Origin of the sequence: Arthrobacter nitrophenolicus (genome assembly GCF_000332815.1) — a bacterium.
GTDB classification, from domain to species: Bacteria; Actinomycetota; Actinomycetes; order Actinomycetales; family Micrococcaceae; genus Arthrobacter; species Arthrobacter nitrophenolicus.
In genome coordinates this window covers 1-20,570 of sequence record NZ_AOFD01000039.1, presented here as the reverse complement: position 1 = coordinate 20,570, position 20,570 = coordinate 1, and the positions used below count along the sequence as shown (strand labels likewise).

Genomic DNA, 20,570 nt, shown 5'->3' with positions numbered 1-20,570 from the left:
CGGGTTTCGACAGGCTCAACCACCGGCTCGGCCCCTACTTCCCCAGCAGCCGCACGTGGTCCGGCGTGAGCTCGGAGATCCGGCTGACACCCAGCAGCGCCATGGTGCGGGCCATGTCCTTCTCGAGGATCTGCAGGGTGCGGTCAACGCCGGCACGGCCGCCGGCCATCAGGCCATAGAGGTAGGCGCGGCCGATCAGGGTGAAGTCGGCGCCCAGGGCCAGGGCGGCGACGATGTCCGCGCCGCTCATGATGCCGGTGTCCAGCATGATGGCCGCGTCCGTGTTGTCAGCCGTGAAGGCCTGCTTGACCTCCGGGAGCAGGTGGAACGGGATGGGCGCGCGGTCCAGCTGGCGGCCGCCGTGGTTCGACAGGACAATGCCGTCGGCGCCGTGGTCCACCACGCGCCGGGCGTCCTCCACGGTCTGGATGCCCTTGACCACCAGCTTGCCCTTCCAGGTTTCGCGCAGCCAGTCGAGGTCCTCGAACGTCAGGGTGGGGTCGAACATCGAGTTGATCAGGTCGGCCACCGTGCCGGTGTAGCGGGACAGCGAGGCGAAGGTCAGCGGCTCGTGGGTCAGGAAGTTGAACCACCAGGCCGGGCGGTAGGACGCATCCAGGACGGTCTTGAGGGTCAGTGCCGGCGGGATGGTCATGCCGTTGCGGACGTCGCGGAGGCGGGCGCCGGCCACGGCGGTGTCGACCGTGACCATGAGGGTGTCGTTGCCGGCCCTTGCGGCGCGTTCGATCAGTTCCAGGGAGCGGTCACGGTCCGTCCACAGGTACAGCTGGAACCAGTTGCGGCCGTTCGGGGCGGCGGCTGCCACGTCCTCGATGGAGGCCGTGCCCATGGTGGAGAGGGTGTAGGGGATGCCTGCCGCTTCGGCTGCCTGCGAACCGGCGTACTCGCCCTCGGACTGCATCATGCGGGTGAAGCCGGTGGGGGCGATGCCCACGGGCAGCCGCGACGGCTTGCCCAGGATCCCGGTGCTGAGGTCGATGGCGGAAACGTTGCGGAGGATGCCGGGGCGGAACTCGATGTCCAGGAACGCCTGGCGGGCGCGGCGCAGCGTGATTTCTTCTTCGGCCGCGCCGTCCGTGTAGTCGAACGGTGCCTGCGGCGTGCGGCGCTTGGCGATGTCCCGGAGTTCCCAGATGGTGCTGGCGCGCTTGAGCCGGGCTTCCTTGCTGAACTCCGGCTTCTTGAACTGCATGAGGGGCGCGAGGTCCGCGTACTTGGGGATGCGGCGCTTCAGGGCAGCGGGAATGGCGGACGACGGCGCCGGGGAAGTCTGTGCCGGCGCGGCGGGGACGTCCGTGGCATCCGGCGCGGGCGTTGTCTCCGGGTTGTTGGGCTGGATGGTGTGGGTCATGGCGTCCTCCATTGGGCCGGCAGGTCCGGTTCCGGAACCTTCTGTGGTCTAACCACACTGTAGGCCATGTGGTCCAACCACATCAACTACCATGGGTGCATGCGTACCCACCAGCTTGTCCTGTCCTGGATCGAGAATGAGCTCTCCGCGGGCAGGCTGGCCGTCGGCGGCCGGCTGCCGGCCGAGCGCAGCCTTGCCGAACAGCTTCGGGTGTCGCGGACCTCCGTCCGGGAAGCCATCAGGATCCTGGAAGCGTTGGGAGTGGTGCGGGCAGGCGTCGGCTCCGGGCCGGAGGCCGGGACGGTGGTCATTTCCGATCCGACGGCGGCACTCGGCTCCGCACTGCGGCTCCACGTGGCCACCCAGCACCTGCCGGTGGCGGATATCGTGGAGACCCGCGTGCTGCTGGAGTCCTGGGCGGTGGCGAAGGCGCGGCCGGACGCGCCCGAACTGGACGAGGCCGCGGCGCTGCTTGAGGGCATGGCCGCAGAAGACCTTCCGGTGGCGGACTTCCTGGCACTTGACGTGCGTTTCCACCTCGCCCTTGCGGATGCGGCGGGCAACGCGGTGGTCAGCGCCATGATGGGTTCGCTCCGGGAGTCAATCCAGGGGTACGCGGCAGAACTGACGTCCAACCTTCCGGATTGGGCCGCCACGGTGTCCCGGCTTAGGGACGAGCACCACGGCATCCTGGCGGCCATCCGGAACAACGACGGCGCGCTGGCGGCCAAGCTGGTGGCAGCACATATCGAGGGGTACTACAAGGAGGCCGGGCTGCGCCCGTAGGGTCGCTTAGCCGTGGACCGCGCTGCGGGCGGCCTTGGCCGGGCCGGTGCTGGCGCGCACTTCGAGCCGGGGCTGGTACCGGCTGCCAGGGGTGTCGCTCTGCTCCTTGCGGATGAGCGCGCGCAGCTGCTGCCAGGCCTGCTCGCCCAGTTCGGTGATGGGGACCGCGGCGGTGGTGAGGGCCGGCGTCGTGTATTTGGCGAAGGGGATATCGTCGAAGCCGGTGACGGAGATATCGTTCGGAACGTCGAGCCCGCGTTCATGCAGGCCGCTCATCAGGCCCATGGCAACGAGGTCGTTGAAGGCCAGGATTCCGGTGGCGCCGCTGTCCAGGACGGCGTCCACGGCCCCGTGTCCCGTATCGAAGTCCGAGCCGCCCTCGAGCATGATCACTTCCACGTCCGGATGGGCGGCCTTGAAGGACTCCAGGCCCTGGAGCCGCAGGCCGTTCGACGCACTGCGGGGCGGCCCGGCAAGGAACGCCAGGCGGGTGTGTCCCAGTTCCACCAGGTGTTCGGCGATGTCCTGCACCCCCTGGCCGTAGTCGACCACCAGGCTGGGAACCCCGGCCGTTGCGGTGGTGCGGTTGATGAGGACCAGGGGATGCAGCGACGGGGCGATCTCCTCCAGTTCGGCGTCCGTCATACGGGGTGCGCAGAGGACCAGGCCGTCACAACGACGGCGGGCCTCACCGGCCAGGATGGCCTCCTCGCTGGAGACCTCGAAGGAATCGGCGATGAGGACGCGGTATCCGTCCTGGGCGGCGGCCCGGCTGAGTCCGCGCAGGATGGCCTGGAAGGTGGGGTTGGCGAGGTCCGGAACCACGATCCCGATGGTGTCGGTCTTGCCCAGGGCCAGGCTTCGGCCGACCGGGTTGGGCTGGTACTTCAGCTCGGCGGCAGCGGCCCGGACGCGGGCCGCGATGTCCGGATCCACCGTGAAGTTGCCGTTCATGACGCGGGACACCGTGGCATGCGAAACCCCCGCCTTCGCGGCGACATCCGCGATGCCGATCCTGCCGGATGCAGACTTCCTGACCATAGCGACCCTTCCTTAGCGCCACAGGCCTGTTGGCCCTGGGCCGTTCCGCGGCGAATGGCCGCAGTGCCCGGCCGTCTGGTGGCGGTGTCCTGAATGACAGCATATAACGCGGCGGGAAACCGATTTCTATCCTTTTCCCGTGTTTTCCCGCCGATTTTCCCGGCGGTCACGGGCTGCCGCGCGGTACTGCAACAGAAAACGCTTTCTTCCAGCAGCCAGAATGGTTGACGGATACCGGCTGCTGTTGATACAAATCATATAGCGAACCGAGAAAACGCTTTCTCAGGCCGGTGCAGCAGTCCGCCGGCCACCTCCACGGAACGGCCGCCAGAACGGCCGCGTCTTGAGCCTTCGAAAGGGACCCCCATGGTCAACACAGCCGAGTCGAGTTCAGCAGCCACGGTCTCCAGTGCCGGTGCTGCCGCCGGCACCGCCACCTCCGCAGCCGCTGCTCCGGGCAACGGCGGCAGGGCCCGCATCGCCCTGATCGGCACCGGTGGGCGTTCGGAAATGTACATCCGCGCCATCTTTGGCAACTACGCCTCGACGGCGGAGCTGGTGGCATTCTCGGACGTGAACCCCGGCCGCGTGGAGTTCTACCAGAAGCTCATCCAGGAACTGGGCGCGCCGGGTCCGGTCGCATCGTTCGATCCCGCCGACCTCACCGCCTTCATCCAGGCCAACGCCATCGACCGCGTAGTGGTGACAACGCCGGACTACACCCACGCCGACTACATCGTGGAGGCCCTCCGGGCAGGCGCCGACGTCGTCGTCGAAAAGCCCCTCACGATCGACGCCGAGGCTGCCGCCGCATCACCCAGGCCGTGCAGGAGGCCGGCCGCAACGTGGTGGTCACCTTCAACTACCGCTACTCGCCGCGCAACAGCGCCCTCAAGGAGATCATCCAGAGCGGCGTGATCGGCAAGGTCACCTCCATCGACTTCAGCTGGGTCCTGGACACCGTCCACGGGGCGGACTACTTCCGCCGCTGGCACCGCGAGAAGAAAAACTCCGGCGGCCTGCTGATCCACAAAGCCTCGCACCACTTCGACCTCGTCAACTGGTGGATCGACGACGTTCCCCAGCGGGTCTTCGCCTCGGGCGGCCTGAAGTTCTATGGCGACAAGAACGCGGCGGAGCGCGGCCTGGGCCCCCGCCCGGAACGAGGCACTCCCGCCGCCGACGCACCGGCCGCCGCCGAGAAGGACCCGTTCACGCTTGACCTGCGCGAGGACGAGCGGCTGAAGGCCCTCTTCCTGGACAACGAGCACTACGACGGCTACCGCCGCGACCAGGACGTCTTCACCGGCGGCATCACCATCGAGGACAACCTCGCTCTGGTGGTCGAGTACCAGGGCGGTCCGCGCCTGAGCTACTCGCTGAACGCCCACAGCCCCTGGGAGGGCTACCGGGTGGCAGTCAACGGCACCGAGGGCCGCGCGGAACTGGAAGTGGTGGAACGCGCCGCCGTCACGTCCAGCACGGACAAGAAGACGGTGGTGGATCCCAGCGCGACCCCCATCGAGGAAGACGACGCCATCCGCCGCAACGGTGAACGCCTGGTGGTCCAGCGCCACTGGGAAGCAGCCTACGAGGTGCCGATCGTCAACGGTGAAGGCGGCCACGGCGGCGGCGACGAGCTCCTGCTCTCGGACCTCTTCAACGGCCCGGGCGAGGACCCGCTGGGCCGGCCCTCGGGCTACCTGGACGGTCTGCGCTCCGTGTCGGTGGGCATCGCCGGCAACCGGTCCCTTGAGTCATCCCTGCCCGTACGCATCGAGGACCTGGACCTCGGCGTCGACCTCCGCCGCGGCGCCTAGCCCCTGCCCTGAACGTTAGGAAACAACCATGAGCAGGATCTTTGTGACCGGCGGCTCCGGCCGGCTGGGACGCAGCGTGGTGGCGGGGCTCGCCGAAGCCGGCCACCACGTCATCTCGGTGGACCGCGACGCCGTGCCCGCCGGCCAGCTGCCGGCCGGCGCCGTCCAGGAAACCGCGGACCTCCTGGCACCCGGTGAGGCCCAGCGCCTGCTCCGGGAGACCAAGCCCGACGCCGTCATCCATCTGGCAGCCATCGCCGTACCTTTCAGCGCGCCGGAGGACGTCATTTTCAGCACGAACACCCGGCTCGCCTTCGCCGTCATCAGCGCGGCGACGGAAATCGGGGTGCCGAAGATCGTCACCGCCAGCAGCCCCACCGTCCTGGGCTACGGCTCACCCGCCGGCTGGCTTCCGCCGTCGTTCCCGCTCGACGAACGGACACCGGCGAAACCGTGGAACGCCTACGCGCTGTCCAAGCTGATCGCGGAACAGACGGCGCAGATGTTCGCCGCGGCGCAGGGGGAGAGGATCCGCTACGCGGCCTTCCGTCCCTGCTTCGTGATTTCACCCGAGGAATGGGAGGGAGCGCCCACGCAGCAGGGCCACACGCTGGCTGAACGGCTGGCCGATCCCGCCCTGTCCGCCCCGGCCCTGTTCAACTACGTGGACGCCCGCGACGTGGCGGACTTCCTGGACCTGCTGCTGCAGAAGATGGAGTCCATTCCCAACGGGGAAACCTTCTTCGTGGGGGCCGCGGATGCACTGGCAACGGCGCCCCTGGCGGACCTCATGCCGCGCTTCCTGCCCGGCAGCGAGGCGCTCAGTGCGGGCCTCACCGGAACCAGCCCCGCCTTCTCCATCGCCAAGGCCCAGGCGCTCCTGGGCTGGCAGCCCAAGCGGAGCTGGCGCTCAGAACTCAAGTCCCATCCCACCCTCAACGACGAGACCTCCACGCTGGTGACTGCCGGCACTGGAGCCAAGGAGACATCATGAATTTCGACGGCGTACTCTTCTTCCCCGTCACCCCGTTCACGCCCGAAGGCGCCGTGGACACGGAACTGCTCAAGGAGCACATCAGCTCCCGGCTGCCCTATGGCCCCGGCGGCGTGTTCCCCGCCTGCGGCACCGGGGAGTTCCATGCCCTCAGCATCGACGAGGTCCGCACCGTGGTGGCGGCCGCCGTCGAGGTTGTGGCCGGTCAGGTTCCGGTTGTCGCCGGAGCCGGCGGACCGCTGGGCCACGCCCTCGCCGCCGCCCGCGCGGCCGAGGAAGCCGGGGCCGATGCCCTCCTGGTGCTGCCGCCCTACCTGGTGACCGGTCCTACCGACGGGCTCGTTGCCTACATCGAGGCCGTGGCGGCGGCCAGCAGCCTGCCCGTCATCGTCTACCACCGCGGCAACGCCAAGTTCACCGCCGCCTCCATGGCACGGCTGGCAGCAAACCCCAAGGTCATCGGCTTCAAGGACGGCCTGGGCGACGTTGGCCTGGCGCAGGAGATCGTCTCCGCCGTCAAGGCCGCCGGCCGGGAAGATTTCGCCTTCTTCAACGGCCTGCTCACCGCCGAACTGACCCAGGGCGCCTACCGCGGCCTCGGCATCCCGCTGTACTCCTCCGCTGCCTTCGCCATGGCCCCGGAAATCGCCAAGGCCTACTACGACGCCTATGTTTCCGGGGACGAGGAACGCCGCAACGCCCTGCTCGAAGGTTTCTACGCGCCCCTGGTCCGCCTCCGCGACCAGACCCCTGGCTTCGGCGTGTCACTGATCAAGGCGGGGCTGCGGCTGGGCGGCCTTCCTGTCGGCTCCGTCCGCCCGCCGCTGGTGGACCCCACCGAGGACCAGGAACTGGAGCTCAAGGCCATCCTCGCCAGGGGCTACGAGCTGGCCGGACGCTGATGAGTGCCCCCGCAACCGAGGCCGTCCGTACAATTCCGCGGATCACCGGGCTCAGCAGCAGGCTCCTCACGGTGCCCCTGCGGCGGCACTGGGGTGCCGAGGCGCCCGAAAACCACGTGATCGTCACCGAGATCCAGACGGACGACGGCGGTGCGGGGCATGGTTTTTCCTGGACGCCCACCATTGGGCCGCAGGCGGTCAAGGCGCTGCTGGAGTACGACATCGCCCCGTTCGTCACAGGGCTGCCCGCGCAGCCGGAGGCCGTCTGGGATGCACTCTGGAAGCGCCTGCACGAAGCCGGCGGGGGAGGGCTCACCACCATCGCCATGGCCGGCGCCGACCTGGCCCTGTGGGACCTGCAGGCCCGGCAGGCGGGAACCACCGTCACCGGCCTGATCGGCCAGCGGCAGGAGTCCGCCGAGGTCTACGGGTCCGGGGTGAACCTGCACTACACGCTGGACGAGCTGGTTGCCCAGGCGGAACGGTGGGTGGCTGCCGGGCACCATGCGGTCAAGATCAAGGTGGGCAAGCCGGACCTCCGCGAAGACTACGAACGGGTGCAGGCTGTCCGCGCCGTCCTGGGCCCGCACCGCAAACTCATGATCGACGCGAACCAGCGCTGGGACCTGCCCACCACCTTCCGGGCCCTGGATGTCCTGTCCGAATTCGGCCTCGAATGGCTGGAGGAGCCCATTCGCGCCGACGACCTGTGGGCCTACCGCCGGCTCCGGAAGCATTCCCCGGTTCCGATTGCCCTCGGCGAAAACCTGCACACCATCTACCGCTTCCGCGATTTCATAGAGGCGGAGGCGGTGGACATCATCCAGCCCAACATCATCCGGGTCGGCGGGATCACCCCGTTCCGCCGGATTGTTGAACTGGCCCGGACCAACAGCATCCGGGTGATGCCCCACCTGCTTCCGGAGCTCTCCGGGCAGTTGGCGCTCACCCTGGCCGAACCCACCCTGGTGGAGGACGTCGAGGAAGCATCATTCGAGCAACTGGGCATCCTGGACGGGCCCTCGCCGGTGCGCTTCCGCGACAGCCGCGTGGCGCTTTCCGGCCAGCCGGGGCTCGGCTTCCGGTTCCGGGACGGGCTGTAACCATGAACCATACGACGAACAGGTATCCGACGTGACAACTGCAACGCTTTCCCTGTCCGAACTCACCACGGCTGCCACGGCAGCAGCCAAGATCTCCGCCGCGGCCTCCGATGCCGAACGGGCAAGCTGGCTCACCGCCGTCGCTGATGCGCTGGACGCCAACGCCGCCGAACTGGTGGAGATCGCAGACGAGGAGACTAGCCTGGGCAGCACCCGCCTGACCGGCGAGGTCGCCCGGACCACCGGGCAGCTGCGGCTCTTCGCCCGGGTCATCACGGAGGGCTCCTACCTGGAAGCCGTCATCGACCACGCCGACCCGGCTGCCACCCCGCCGAGGCCGGACCTTCGCCGCATCCTGCGTCCCATCGGGCCGGTGGCCGTCTTCTCGGCCTCCAACTTCCCGTTCGCCTTCTCGGTGGCCGGCGGCGACACCGCCTCCGCGCTTGCGGTGGGCTGCTCCGTCATCGTCAAGGCCCACTCGGGCCACCTGCGGCTGTCGGAGCGCACAGCGGAGATCGTGGCCGGGGCGCTGCGTGCCGCGGGTGCGCCCGAAGGCCTGTTCGCGCTGGTCAGCGGCCGGGAAGTGGGCACCGCCCTGGTCCAGGACCCGGCCATCAAGGCGGTGGGCTTCACCGGGTCCATCCCGGGCGGACGGGCCCTCTTCGACCTGGCCACCTCCCGTCCCGATCCGATCCCGTTCTACGGGGAACTGGGGAGCCTCAACCCGGTGGTAATCACCCCGGCAGCACTGGCCGAACGCAGCGGCCGGCTCGCCGCCGGACTGGCCGCTTCCTTCACCCTCGGTGCCGGCCAGTTCTGCACCAAGCCCGGCCTGGTCTTCATCCCGGCCGGTTCAACCTTTGCCCGGGAAGTGGCCGAGGCCAGCAAGGACAAGCCCGCCGCCGGCATGCTGACCAGCAGGATCGCCGAGGCCTACCCCGACGGTCTGCGGAGCTTCGCGTCCGTGCCCGGGGTTGAGGTGGTCAGCGGCAGCGTGGACCAGGACGCCGCCGCCAACGGTGCCGCGCCCGTGGTCTTCTCCACCACCGCGGCCGCGGTGCTGGAACGGCCAGAACAGCTCCTGGAGGAGTGCTTCGGCCCCACCACCATGCTGATCGAATACACGGACCAGGCCGAGCTGTCCGCGGTGCTGGCCAAGGTGCCCGGCAGCCTCACGGCCACCCTGCACGCCCAGCCTGGCGAGGACGTCGTCGCCCTGGTGGAGCAGCTCTCCGAACTTGCCGGCCGGGTCCTGTTCGACGGCTGGCCCACCGGCGTAGCAGTGAACTGGGCCCAGCAGCACGGCGGCCCGTACCCGGCCACCACATCGCTGTTCACCTCGGTGGGCGCGACGGCGGTCCGCCGGTTCCAGCGCCCTGTCGCCTACCAGGATGCTCCGGAATCCGTGCTGCACCCCGCCCTGCACGAGGAGAACCCGCTGCGCATCCCGCGCCGCGTGGACGGGGAGCTGGTGCTTCCGTAAAACGCTCTCTCACCTAATACGGGACGAGCACAAACGCTCCCTCAGTTGTTACCGCGGCTCCGGTAACACTGAGGGAGCGTTTTTCGCTGGCGACGCGCAAATTTTCCTCCGATGCGGAGATTCCCTGACGCGCCCAAATATGGGGTGCGCCAGAATACGCGCGGGTCGACAGTGGGTTTGCGCGTCGATAGCGGCCGTCAGGCAGAGAAGAACCCCGGAGCCGTTCGGCTCCGGGGTTCTTGCCTGCACCTTTGTTACAGCTGGAGCGTCACGGGGCGCTGCAGCCCGTTGACCGCCGTCGAAGGCCAGCGGGGGTCGACCGTCAGGACCTGCAGCCCGGATTCGGTGAGCTGCACGGTGTCCTCGATCTTCACCCGGGGACCGGACGGGTTCCAGGTGAAGGTCTGGCCCGGGACCACGGTGTCGGTGGCGGACGACGTGACGCGCGGGTCACGTCCGGCGTACCCGGCCGGTCCGCCCTGGTGGTGCTGTTCCCACTGGTCCATTCCGAAGCCGTGGTGGACGTACGCGGCCTTGATTTCGGTGAAGATCCGGTCCAGCCGCGCGCCGGGGACCGTGGCATCGAAGATGTCCGCCTCCACCGCGGCGATCCGGGCCTCTGCGTCGCGCTCTTCGGCGGTGCCGGCGTCGAACCGCACCCAGCGGGTGATGTTGGCTACCAGCCGTCGCGGCGGGCGCAGACCACGGCCATGGCACGCCGGCCGAGGGGGGAGTGCGTGGCCAGCGGGTGGCGGAAATCGCTCCGGGAACTGCCGTTGCACAGCAGGACCAGCGGCTCGGCCCCCGAGGCCACCACACGCTCCGCCAGTTGTGAAACCAGCCCGAATTCGGTGGTGTCCGGCCGGGCTGCGGACAGCACGTCGGTCATGATCGCCGCCAGCTCAGCGCTGAGCCGGGCATACCGGGCACTTTCGCCCGGCAGCAGCTGCTGGCGCGCGGCCCGCAGTTCGGCCGCGACCTCAGCCTCGGCCAGTGGCTGCTGCCCGGCTGCTGCGGACGTTCCGACGGCGGCGGCAGCCTCGTGCAGGTTCCCGTACCAGGGGACGGTGTGCAGGGAGACGCCCGCCGGGAGTTCCTCGGCCGCAATGCGCGCGGCCTCGTTGTTGAAGGTCACCAGGTGGTCGCCCGTCCGGTCCACCAGCACCGCGGCGATCGGGTCGCCGGCAAGGCTGATGTGGACGCGGCTGCCGTCCAGGTACCAGGTAAGGGCCGTGTGCGTGGTCAGCAGCAGCGAATCCCGGCCGGCGGCATCCAGGATGTCCAGCACCCGGCGGCGCTTGACCTCCCGGTCTGCGGCGGAGGCGGGCGCAACCCGGGCGTCGCGGGCGGCCGTGAAACCGGCCTGGCCGGTGGCGGATGCCGGGACTGCCGGCGGGGCGGCTGCGGCGGTTGTCTGGGTCATGCGGGGTCCCCCTGGTTGATCAAAGCGTCGATATCGGATGTGGCCAGGATGCCGTCGGCCACAAAGACGGTGATTTTCCGGCGTACCGGTTTGCCGGGTTCAGCGATGACAGGTGCGTCCCAGGCCAGTGACTGGCCCACGCCCGGGTAGCCGTCCACGCGGACGAACCATGGGTCCGTGGCGTCGTGGGGCGCCACGAAAACCAGGGTGGCGTCCTTCCCGCCGTCGAACTTTCCTGCCCAGGCGAGCCAGCGGGTCACGCTGCCATGCACTCCGGCTTCGCCGCTGCCGGCGGGCGTCCATACAGTGGCGTACCGGCATTCCGGCAGCCGCCAGAAGAAGCCGCCGTAGCCGCCCTCGTGGCGGCCGTTGGATCCGGGGCTGCCCAGGCTGACCGGCTTGCTCCCGGCGGGGGACAGGGCGAACTCAAGGGAAAGGCTCCAGACGGAGGGGCCGACGCCGGCCCAGGTCCACGTGCGGTCCTCGGCCAGGACCGGGGCGCCGTCCGGGCCGTTCCAGCTGAGGCGTTCCCGCAGCCTGCCCGGGCTGCCGGAAACAGCGGCGGTCTCTTCAACCGGCGTTTCGGTGACGGCGATGCTGCCATGGTCCGGCCGCCAGATGTACTGGCCCGCCTCCCGGGTATAGGTGCGGCCGCCCCAGAAGTTGACGCCGTCCACATCCTGCAGCGCCACCCCGACGCCCAGGTGCCACACGTGGTCCAGCGGCTGGTGGTCCGTCACCACGGTGCCGCCGAGCGTGCGGACCGGGTGCAGGTAGGGGCGGGGGGAGGACACCGCGCGGATGTGGCTGCCGTCCTGGTAATCCGCCACGGCCGTGCCGTCAACGGTCAGGCTCCGGACCGGCGGAAGCCGGCGGGCCCAGGGGACCCCGAGCTCGGCAAACGTGGCCTGCGCCTTGGATGCACGCTCGATAAGGTCCGCGATGCCCGTGCACCACGGGGTGCGCGTCGTCGCCCGCACCCTCCCACGTGATGTGGTCCGGCCGGATGGCCTGCGGCGCGGGGGAGGTGCGGATGGCTTCCAGGACAGTGGTGAACGCACCGGTATCCGGCAGCGAGCAGAGCAGCGGCGCGCCCGTGGACCGGGCCGCGAGGAGGTTTTCCAGCAGGTCCGTGCGGCCGTAGGCCTCCCGGCGCTCGCCGTCGGCGGTGGTGATGACCACCTCGTCCCGTGTGTAGAACAGGGTCACCTCGCCCAGGGTGCCGTGCAGGGTCACCGAGGGATCCAGCTGTTCCGGTGCGCAGAGGGTCAGGCCGCAGAGGAGGGTGGCTCCCTGCGCGGTGCGGACGCGGATCACCGAGGTGTCATCGCTCTCGGTATCGTGGGCCCGGTACAGGTCTGTTTCCACGGCGGCGACATCCGCCATCGTGTGTGCGCCGGCCAGGCGCAGTGCCGTGGCTACGGCATGGGCGAGTGCGTTGGTGGCCACGCCGTCCACCACATCCGTGCCGTCCAGGCTCCGCTTTCCTGCCCAGCGGGAGCGCCTGAAGTATGCCTTGGTCCGGACCCACTGGCCCTTGGCGCTGAAACCCAGGACGTCTCCGATGCCACCAGACTCCACCAGGCTGCGGATGGCAGGCAGGGCCTGCGAGCCGAGGCTCTGGAAACCCACCTGGACCAGCCGCCCTGCGGCGTCCGCTGCGGCGAGTACCTCCTGGAACTGGGCCAGCGAGGAAACCGGCGGCTTTTCCACGTAGACGTCCATGCCTGCGCCCAGGGCGGCAAGTGCCAGCGGCGCGTGCGTCTGGATGGGGGTGGCAAGGATGACGACGTCGGCAGGCGCGTTGGCAGCGGATTGGGCGGCGAGCAGCCTGTCCAAATCGGGAAAGACGGCTACCGAGTCCTTGAGCCGGCCAGGTGCCGGAGGGTTGGGATCAGCCACCGCCACAAGTTCCAGGACGCCGGCCTCTTCCAGCCGGGCGAGGTTGGCCAGGTGCCGCTCGCCAAAGCCGTGGACGCCCACCAGGGCGATGCGCGGAACGGCAGCCGGAACAGGCGCGGCACCCGGAATGCTGTGGCCGTGTTCGGCAGTGGCGGAGTGTTGAGTCATCAAGGATCCTTGCAGGCTGGGTGTTGAGGGATTAGGCGTATGTCTTGAGGGCGAGGTTGGCGGCAAGGAAGTCTGTGGCTTCTTCCTGCATGGGGGCAGTAAACACATGACCGCCGGGCCAGAAGCTGCCCGTGTACGGGGTTCTGGCGCCCTTGCCGGCAGCGTGCAGCCGCTCCAATATCCGGTGGGCTTCGCGCATTCCCTCTTCGGGGAAGAGTTCGTCGGCCAGGGCGTACTGCACCAGGAACGAGGCGTCCGAGCGGGCTGTGATTTCGGGCCAGTCGCCAAGCTTCCACAGTCCGGGTGTCTGCAGCAGCCAGGAGTGGGCGTCCAGGTAGGCCGGCAGGAGCGACTCGAACGTCGTCATCATGCAGGTCACCACCGACGCCTTGATTCTGGGGCTGAGTGCGGCGAGGGCCAGGGACCGTCCGCCGCCGCCGGAGAAACCGAGGCAGCCCAACCGATGCGGGTCCACGCCGGGAAGGTCCGCGAGGACGTCCAGCGCAGCGAGGTCATCGTGGGCCACCATGCCAGCCAGGCTGGTACCGAGCAACCCTGCGGTCTTGGCCACCGTTTCCTCGTGGAATCCCGCCGCGGCGTTGTAATCATCCGCTGCCGAAGGCACGACGCCGTCCTGCCGCCGTTGCGCCCGCCACGCCTCGAGCGCGGCGGCGGTCCGCCAGGGCGGGGTGGAGAGGTTAAAGCGGCGGCTGCCCCAGGCGAAGGTGTCGTGCGCCAGGACGGCGAATCCCTTCCGGGCGGTCTCTGTTGCCAGGGCACGGCCGTCATAATGCCCCGCCCGGGCAGCGGCAGCGGACGGGTGGTTGTCCGGCAGTTCGACCAGCCGGTCGGCCCCGCCGAATTTGTTGCCGCCATGGCAATGGAGCGCCAGGACTCCGGGCAGTTCGCTGGGTTCGCCGGCAGGCCTCACCAGCCAGCCCGTGGTTCTCGGCCCGAACCCCAACTGCCAGCTGAGCTGGGAGGTGGTGACGCCGTCGTACGTTTTCTCCCACTCCACCGTCACACGGGGCGTGCCGGACGTGCCTGGAACTCCCAACGCGTCAGCAAGCTCCTGGCGGCCGGGCGTCGCAGCGGCGAAGCGTGGCTGTTCGCGGATGTAGGCAGGCCAGTCCTCGAACCCGCCGATGGCGCTGGGGCGTGCAGCGGTCTCCACTGGCCTGCCTCCTTCCTGATTGTGCCGGTGCTGCCGGGATGGTCAGCCCAGGTTCGAGTTGACCTCGTTGATAACGCCCTTGGCGGCGTCCCGCGCGGAAACCTTCCCGAAAAGGACATCGGTGTTGTAACGGTTCAATACTTCCATGGTGGCGGAGGATCCCGCAGGGAACGGCTTCGGCGGATCGATCTTCATCTCGGCGATCCGGTCCAGGTAGGCGGCTTCCTTCTGCTGGGTTTCCTTCAGCAGGGGCGTGATGCCGGCCTTCAGCTCGGTGTTGGCGGGCATGCCGCGGTCACTCTTGATCTTGCTGGCAGCGTCCATGTTGTTGACCAGGTAGTTGATGAAGAGCGCGGCTTCCTTGGACTGCGGCGACTTCGCGGAGATGGCGTATTCCATGGAAGAGCGGAGCCAGGTGCCGGGAGCCTTGCTTTCGCCGGGAAGCTTCACCATCATCAGCGGAGCGCCGGAGTAGGAGGTCATCTGGTTGCTCCAGGAAATCTTCATGGCCTGCTTGCCCTGGCCCATGAGGGTCATCTCGGGTTGGGCCGAGCCGTCCTCCACCGTCTGCGAAGCCGAGGGCGCTCCGCCGGTGTCCATCAGCTTCTTATTGAGCTCGAACCATTTGGTGAGCGTGTCCTCACTGATGCCCATCTTCTTTCCGTCCTCCGTGTAGAGCTCCTCGCCGTTTTGGCGGGCCCAGACGGCAACGAAGGAGTCGTTGGACATCGGCGTGGTGCCGAACGTGCCGGCGGGAGACTTTGCGGTGATCTCCGCAGCGATGTCGACGTAATCGTCCCAGGTCCAGGTTTCATCATCCGGCAGGGGGACGCCGGCTGCCTCGAAAACAGTGGGGTCCAGCACCATGGACATGGCATTCACGCCCGCGGTGATGGTGTACTGCTTGCCGTCGATTTTGCCCAGGTCCACCGTTCCTTCAGCGAACTTCGACGTGTCGAGCTGGTCCTTTACTGTGTCCAGGTCAAGCAGCACGCCGCGGGAGGCGTACTCGCTCGGGTAGGAACCGCTCATGGCGAAGACGTCAGGAGTGGTTCCCCCGGCAATCTGGGTGGCCATCTTGTCCCAGTAGGAGCTGAACTCGGTGTTCTCGCCCTGGACTTTGATGGTGGGATTGGCGGCCTCGAAGTCCTTGATGACCTCGAGTGTCGTTTTGGCACGGGAGTCGTTGCCCCACCAGGCGAAGCGGATGGTCACCGGGTCCTCTTCGGTGCCCACCTTTCCGGCCTGGGGGCTGCTGCCGCAGCCGGTCAGGGCCAGGGCCAGGCTGGCGGTGGCTGCCGCCACTCCTAGTACTGACCTTTTGCGAACGAACTTCATGGTCCTGCCCCCTTGCTGGTGTTCCATAGCTACTGTTCTAGAGTTGAGTGATGCCGGTTACAGAAAACGCTTTCTCAAAAATTAGCAAAGGGCTATACATCAGTCAAGAAACCGTTTACTTTGGTAGCGAGCCGCTTTTCATCCAGCACCTCGGGCGGCGCTCGGCAAGCGCATTCCGCAGATTCTGCGGATTCGCCCTCACAACCGGCGCCACAGGTGCCCGCAACCATCGCACCGCGATGACAAAAACGTGGAGGCCACGATGACCAAAGGAGACCACATGGCCGCGAAGCACATACCCAGGGCCCTGCGTCCGGCACTTCAGCCGGCCGCAGCCGGCCCGTACCCGACGGGGCACCTGCAGTGAGCGCCATCAGTGAACTGAGTACTCTGTCCCGGCGGAAGGGCAAAGCCACTGCCGAGGAGAAGAAGGCGAACGGCCGCGACAACAAAGCCGCGTACATCTTCCTGCTGCCGTGGCTGGTTGGCCTGGTAGCCATCACCATCGGCCCCATGCTGATGTCCCTCTACCTGTCCTTCACGGACTACAACCTGCTTCAGCCGCCGGAATGGACCGGGCTGGACAACTTCACCCGGATGCTGACCGATGCCCGGCTGCACAACTCGCTCGGTGTGACGTTCACCTACGTCTTTATCGGCGTTCCGCTGCAGCTCGCCGTCGCACTGCTGATCGCCCTGGTCCTGGACAAGGGCCTGCGCGGACTGCCGTTCTACCGCTCGGTGTTCTACCTGCCGTCCCTGCTGGGCGGTTCGGTGGCTGTGGCCATCCTTTGGAAGCAGATCTTCGGCACCACCGGCCTGGTGAACCAGGTCCTGGCGATGTTCGGCATCCAGGGCCCGGGCTGGATCTCGGACCCCAGCACCGCCCTGGGCTCCATCATCCTGCTCCACGTCTGGACGTTCGGCGCCCCCATGATCATCTTCCTGGCAGGCTTGAGGCAGATTCCGCACATGTACTACGAGGCCGCCAGGGTGGACGGGGCCACCACGCTCCAGCAGTTCTGGCGGATCACCATGCCGATGCTGAGCCCCATCATCTTCTTCAACCTGGTTTTGCAGATCATCGGTTCGTTCCAGTCGTTTACGCAGGCGTTCATCGTCTCCGGCGGCAACGGCGGTCCTTCGGACTCCACGATGTTCTTCACGCTGTACCTCTACCAAAAGGGCTTCGGCCAGTTCGATATGGGCTACGCGTCGGCCATGGCATGGTTCCTGCTGGTCATCATCGGTGTTTTCACCGCCATCAACTTCATCGCTTCTAAGTATTGGGTTTTCTATGACGACTAACCTGGAGACGCTGCCCGCCTCGGACAAGAAGTCCGGGAACGCCGGTAAGCCTACGAACCACCGCAAGCCCCGTGAATCCCGCGGGACCCTGGCCTTCAGCCGGGCCCAGCGCGGCAAGTCGCTGATGAAGCACGGCATCCTGATCCTCGCCGGCGGCCTGATGATCTACCCACTCCTCTGGATGGTGGTCTCCTCGCTCCGTCCCAACGAGATGATCTTCCGGGAGCCGGGCCTGTGGCTGAACAGCCTGGAAATGAGCAACTACACGGACGGCTGGTCCGCCCTGACCCACCCGTTCGGGCATTACATGATCAACTCGGCCATCGTGGTGATCGGCTCGATCCTGGGCAACCTGATTTCCTGCTCCATGGCCGCCTACGCCTTTGCCCGGCTGCAGTTCACGGGGAAGAAGCTGTTCTTCGGCATCATGCTGCTGACCATCATGCTTCCCTTCCACGTGGTGATCGTTCCGCAGTACATCCTGTTCTCGCAGATTGGCTGGGTGAACACTTTCTGGCCGCTGCTGGTGCCCAAGCTGCTCGCCACGGACGCGTTCTTCGTCTTCCTGATGGTCCAGTTCATCCGCGGTATTCCCCGCGAACTCGATGAGGCCGCCCGGATCGACGGTGCCGGCCACCCGCGTATCTTCCTGCGGGTCATCCTGCCGCTGATGGTGCCCGCCCTGGCCACCACCACCATCTTCACGTTCATCTGGACCTGGAACGACTTCTTCGGCGCCCTGATCTACCTCACGGACCCGGATATGTTCACGGTGCCGGTGGCCCTGCGTGCGTTCGTGGACTCCCAGTCCGCCACCAGCTGGGGATCGCTGTTCGCCATGTCCATCGTCTCCCTCCTGCCTGTCTTCCTGGTCTTCCTGTTTGGCCAGCGGTTCCTCATCAAGGGCATCGCCACCACCGGCATCAAGTAGGCCCAGCCCTGCCGCAGAACCCCATAACCCGTGGTTCTGCACCCGGCGCCGGCATCACATTTGAACGGCCCGTCCCCGTGGCGGGCCGTTCGGCCGTCCCGGCGGACTTTCGAAAACTCCCCATCCAATGTCTTGTATTACAAGTCGTACACTTGTAGCATTAGATGCAGAAAGCGTTTTCCCGGCGCCGGATGCAGTTCCCTCGTATCCTGCAGAGCGGAACCGATTCCCACACAAATCCCCAGCATCAAGATCAACGAAGATCGGAGTACCAAGTGCCGTTTTTCCCCCGTTCTGCATCTGCTGAGAGGCAGGCAGAAAATTCATCCTCCGGCGCAGCCCGCCGCATCCGCAAGACCGGCGTGGTGGCCGCGGCCGCCGCCGTCGTCATGGCCCTCAGTGCATGTGGCGGCGGAGGAAGTGCGCAAAGTGACGACGGCCCTGTTGAGCTGCGCTTCTCGTGGTGGGGTGGCGACAAGCGCGCCCAGCTGACCCAGGAAGCCATCAAGAAGTTCGAGGCCGAGAACCCGAACATCAAGATCAAGCCGGAGTTCGGCGACTGGAGCGGCTACTGGGACAAGCTGGCTACCCAGGTGGCCGCCAATGACGCCCCGGACATCATCCAGATGGACGAGAAGTACATCACCGAGTACTCAAGCCGCGGCGCCCTCCTGGACCTGTCGAAGTACGACATTGACACCTCCAAGCTAGATGAAGCCGCCCTGAACGCCGGCAAGAGCGAAGACGGACTGACGGGCATTGCCGCCGGCATCAATGCCGCCACCATCCTGGCCAACCCGGCTGTCTTCGAGGCCGCCGGCGTTCCGCTGCCGGATGACTCCACCTGGACCTGGGAGGACTTCGGCCGCATCGCCGCCGAAATCACGGAGAAGTCGCCCAAGGGCACCTACGGTGCTGCAGCCTACGGCACCGACGAGGCCTCGCTGGGTGTCTGGCTCCGCCAGGACGGAAAGTCCCTCTACACATCTGATGGAAAGCTGGGCTTTGAGCCCGCCGATATCGCCGGCTGGTGGGCCAACCTGAAGCAGTTGAGCGAGAACAAGGCGGTGCCGACCGCATCCGAGGTGGTTGAGGCCGAAGCCGCGCCGCTTGACCAGAGCGGACTGGCAACGGGCAAGAACGCCCTGGCCTTCTGGTGGTCCAACCAGGCACCCGCACTGGAGAAGGCTTCCGGTGGCGACCTGAAGATCCTCCGGTTCCCCACCAAGACCGGTGACGCCGCCGATGCCGGGCTCTGGTACAAGGCATCCCAGTTCTGGTCAGCCTCCTCACGCACCAAGCACCCTGAGGAAGTGGCCAAGTTCATCAACTTCCTGGCAAACGATGTCAAGGCCGGCGAAACCCTCCTGGCCGACCGCGGTGTCTACCCGAACTCCGAAGTCCGGGCAGCCATCGAGCCCAAGCTGACCCCCGCCGACGTCAAGGTGGTCAAGTTCATCGACCAGATCAAGGATGAACTTGGCGAGGCTCCGGCACCGCCGCCGAAGGGCGCAGGCTCCATCCAGGAGATCATCAAGCGGTACACCTCGGAAGTCCTCTTCGAACGGCTGTCCCCGCAAGAAGCAGGCAAGAAGGCCCATGACGAAATGAAGTCGGCCATCAGCAGCTAGACCCCACACCGCCAACACGGCTCCGGACAGTTGGGTGGAAGCCTCCTCCGCCCACAGCGTCCGACGGCGGGTGGCAGCACCGTCCCGGCAGGAACCACGGGTTCCTTCCGGGACGGAGCTGTTTAAGACGGAGCTGTTTGTGGGTGAGTGATGCTCGATAGGTCAAGGTCATGCCGGCTGGATGACCCGTCCCAGCACCTGGACCCCGTTCTTCACCGCCGCAGGAGGCGGTAGTGATCCAGGGCTGCGAGTATGGATGGCCCACAGATCCACAGCTGACCAGGGTGTTCCCGGCAAGGGCGGTGCGGTGGAGTGGTAGGTGTGGCCGGTGGGGGTGCGCATTTCGACTGTGTGCCGGAGGCCGGGCAGCGGGAGTGGTTTTGCCGACCAGCCGGGGGTTTCCTTGGTGTGGTTGCAGGCCTCGCAAAGCCCCTGGCCGTTGCCTGCGGTGGTGGTTCCGCCGTTGGCCCAGCTGAGAATGTGGTCGTGGTGGCGGATCGGCGCGTCGCAGTAGGGCGTGCGGCAGGTGTCGTCCCGGACCTGGAGGAACCGTTTGAGCCCGGCCGGGAAGAGCCGCGCCCGGGAGTCCATCGCGACAAGCTCGCCCGTTCCGGGTGCGGTGTAGAGCCGGCGGATCCAGAGGGCCAGGTCCTGCCTGTCATGGACTTCGGTACCGGTGCGTTCGGGATCAAGGAGGAGGGTGCGGGCGGTTTCGGCGGGGATGATGCCGTAGCCGGGGATCCTGGCCGGTTCGCTGTCGCCCTGGAACAGGGCCCGGTCCGTCATCACGACCTGGAGGTCGATACCCGTGATCCCGGCCCGGGTGCCGGTGACGCGTTCGACCAGGGTGTCGGCCATGACCTGCCCCCGGGACCGTTCATCCCCTCCCGCCCGGGCGCCATCGGCCTCCCGGACCAGCACGGCGTAGGCGGCCACACCCTGGGCGACGGGCATCAGCGCGGTCAGGTACGTCATCGCATCCGGCGCCGGCCGCAACGACACCGTCCGCTCCGTCACCGCATGCGCCGCCCTGCGTGCGACAGACCGGGGGTCACGCCGGTACGCTGCCGCGCGGACGGCGGTGATGATGGCGCGGTCCCCGGCACCGTCCAGGGCGGCGGTGTCCGCGGCGAGTTCCTCGTCCACCGCCATTCGGTCCTCCACGGTCAGGCAGGCTGTCTCCTTCACGACCAA

At 67.4% G+C, this 20,570-nt stretch carries 13 protein-coding genes and 3 pseudogenes; 9 read left to right on the top strand and 7 right to left on the bottom strand.

The genetic code is table 11. The features are described 5' to 3' along the window. Positions 1-34: 34 nt before the first annotated feature. Positions 35-1,372, bottom strand: a complete 1,338-nt coding sequence (locus G205_RS13940; protein ID WP_009358535.1) for an alpha-hydroxy acid oxidase — start codon at positions 1,370-1,372, stop codon at positions 35-37. Positions 1,373-1,471: 99 nt separating this feature from the next. Between G205_RS13940 and G205_RS13935 the strand changes: the two genes are divergently transcribed. Next, positions 1,472-2,158 (top strand): FadR/GntR family transcriptional regulator, encoded by a 687-nt coding sequence (locus G205_RS13935; RefSeq protein WP_035753132.1) that lies wholly within the window; start codon positions 1,472-1,474, stop codon positions 2,156-2,158. A gap of 6 nt (positions 2,159-2,164) precedes the next feature. Here the strand turns inward: G205_RS13935 and G205_RS13930 are convergent, their stop codons facing one another. Then, positions 2,165-3,199: a LacI family DNA-binding transcriptional regulator gene (locus tag G205_RS13930; protein WP_009358533.1), complete on the bottom strand. Its 1,035-nt coding sequence runs from the start codon at positions 3,197-3,199 to the stop codon at positions 2,165-2,167. Positions 3,200-3,565: 366 nt separating this feature from the next. Here G205_RS13930 and G205_RS13925 point away from each other — a divergent pair. The 5 genes and pseudogenes from G205_RS13925 to G205_RS13905 all read left to right on the top strand — a co-directional run bounded on the left by G205_RS13925 (position 3,566) and on the right by G205_RS13905 (position 9,501). After that, positions 3,566-5,019: pseudogene (locus G205_RS13925) on the top strand (Gfo/Idh/MocA family protein). A gap of 28 nt (positions 5,020-5,047) precedes the next feature. Beyond that, on the top strand, positions 5,048-6,013 hold the full coding sequence (locus tag G205_RS13920) for an NAD-dependent epimerase/dehydratase family protein (RefSeq protein WP_009358532.1): 966 nt from the start codon (positions 5,048-5,050) through the stop codon (positions 6,011-6,013). Further along, the gene (locus G205_RS13915; protein WP_009358531.1) at positions 6,010-6,915 is read left to right on the top strand and encodes a 5-dehydro-4-deoxyglucarate dehydratase; all 906 of its coding nucleotides are present in this window, start codon (positions 6,010-6,012) and stop codon (positions 6,913-6,915) included. Before G205_RS13920 ends, G205_RS13915 begins: the two co-directional genes overlap by 4 nt. Then, positions 6,915-8,018 (top strand): mandelate racemase/muconate lactonizing enzyme family protein, encoded by a 1,104-nt coding sequence (locus G205_RS13910; RefSeq protein ID WP_009358530.1) that lies wholly within the window; start codon positions 6,915-6,917, stop codon positions 8,016-8,018. The genes G205_RS13915 and G205_RS13910 overlap by 1 nt, the downstream gene beginning before the upstream one ends. 31 nt (positions 8,019-8,049) lie before the next feature. Next, positions 8,050-9,501, top strand: coding sequence for an aldehyde dehydrogenase (NADP(+)) (locus tag G205_RS13905; RefSeq protein ID WP_009358529.1), 1,452 nt, complete (start codon positions 8,050-8,052; stop codon positions 9,499-9,501). Positions 9,502-9,755: 254 nt separating this feature from the next. Here the strand turns inward: G205_RS13905 and G205_RS13900 are convergent. From G205_RS13900 to G205_RS13885, 4 genes and pseudogenes are all read right to left on the bottom strand, one after another. Continuing rightward, positions 9,756-10,924, bottom strand: a pseudogene (locus G205_RS13900) (M24 family metallopeptidase). Continuing rightward, positions 10,921-12,994: pseudogene (locus G205_RS13895) on the bottom strand (DUF6807 family protein). Before G205_RS13895 ends, G205_RS13900 begins: the two co-directional pseudogenes overlap by 4 nt. Positions 12,995-13,025: 31 nt before the next feature. Then, positions 13,026-14,168, bottom strand: a complete 1,143-nt coding sequence (locus tag G205_RS13890; protein WP_009358528.1) for an acetylxylan esterase — start codon at positions 14,166-14,168, stop codon at positions 13,026-13,028. 42 nt (positions 14,169-14,210) lie between these two features. Continuing rightward, positions 14,211-15,506, bottom strand: coding sequence for an ABC transporter substrate-binding protein (locus G205_RS13885; protein WP_035753123.1), 1,296 nt, complete (start codon positions 15,504-15,506; stop codon positions 14,211-14,213). Positions 15,507-15,869: 363 nt separating this feature from the next. Here G205_RS13885 and G205_RS13880 point away from each other — a divergent pair, with 363 nt between their 5' ends. The 3 genes from G205_RS13880 (at position 15,870) to G205_RS13870 (ending at position 19,376) form a co-directional block, all read left to right on the top strand. Further along, the gene (locus tag G205_RS13880; protein WP_009358526.1) at positions 15,870-16,814 is read left to right on the top strand and encodes a carbohydrate ABC transporter permease; all 945 of its coding nucleotides are present in this window, start codon (positions 15,870-15,872) and stop codon (positions 16,812-16,814) included. Further along, complete coding sequence (locus G205_RS13875; RefSeq protein ID WP_009358525.1) at positions 16,804-17,745, top strand: carbohydrate ABC transporter permease; 942 nt, start codon at positions 16,804-16,806, stop codon at positions 17,743-17,745. The genes G205_RS13880 and G205_RS13875 overlap by 11 nt, the downstream gene beginning before the upstream one ends. 275 nt (positions 17,746-18,020) lie before the next feature. Beyond that, a complete protein-coding gene (locus tag G205_RS13870; RefSeq protein ID WP_009358524.1) occupies positions 18,021-19,376 on the top strand; it encodes an ABC transporter substrate-binding protein in 1,356 nt (451 codons plus the stop codon). 168 nt (positions 19,377-19,544) lie between these two features. Here the strand turns inward: G205_RS13870 and G205_RS13865 are convergent. Further along, positions 19,545-20,570, bottom strand: a 1,026-nt coding sequence (locus G205_RS13865) for an HNH endonuclease (RefSeq protein ID WP_235046922.1), incomplete at its 5' end; no start/stop codon positions are given.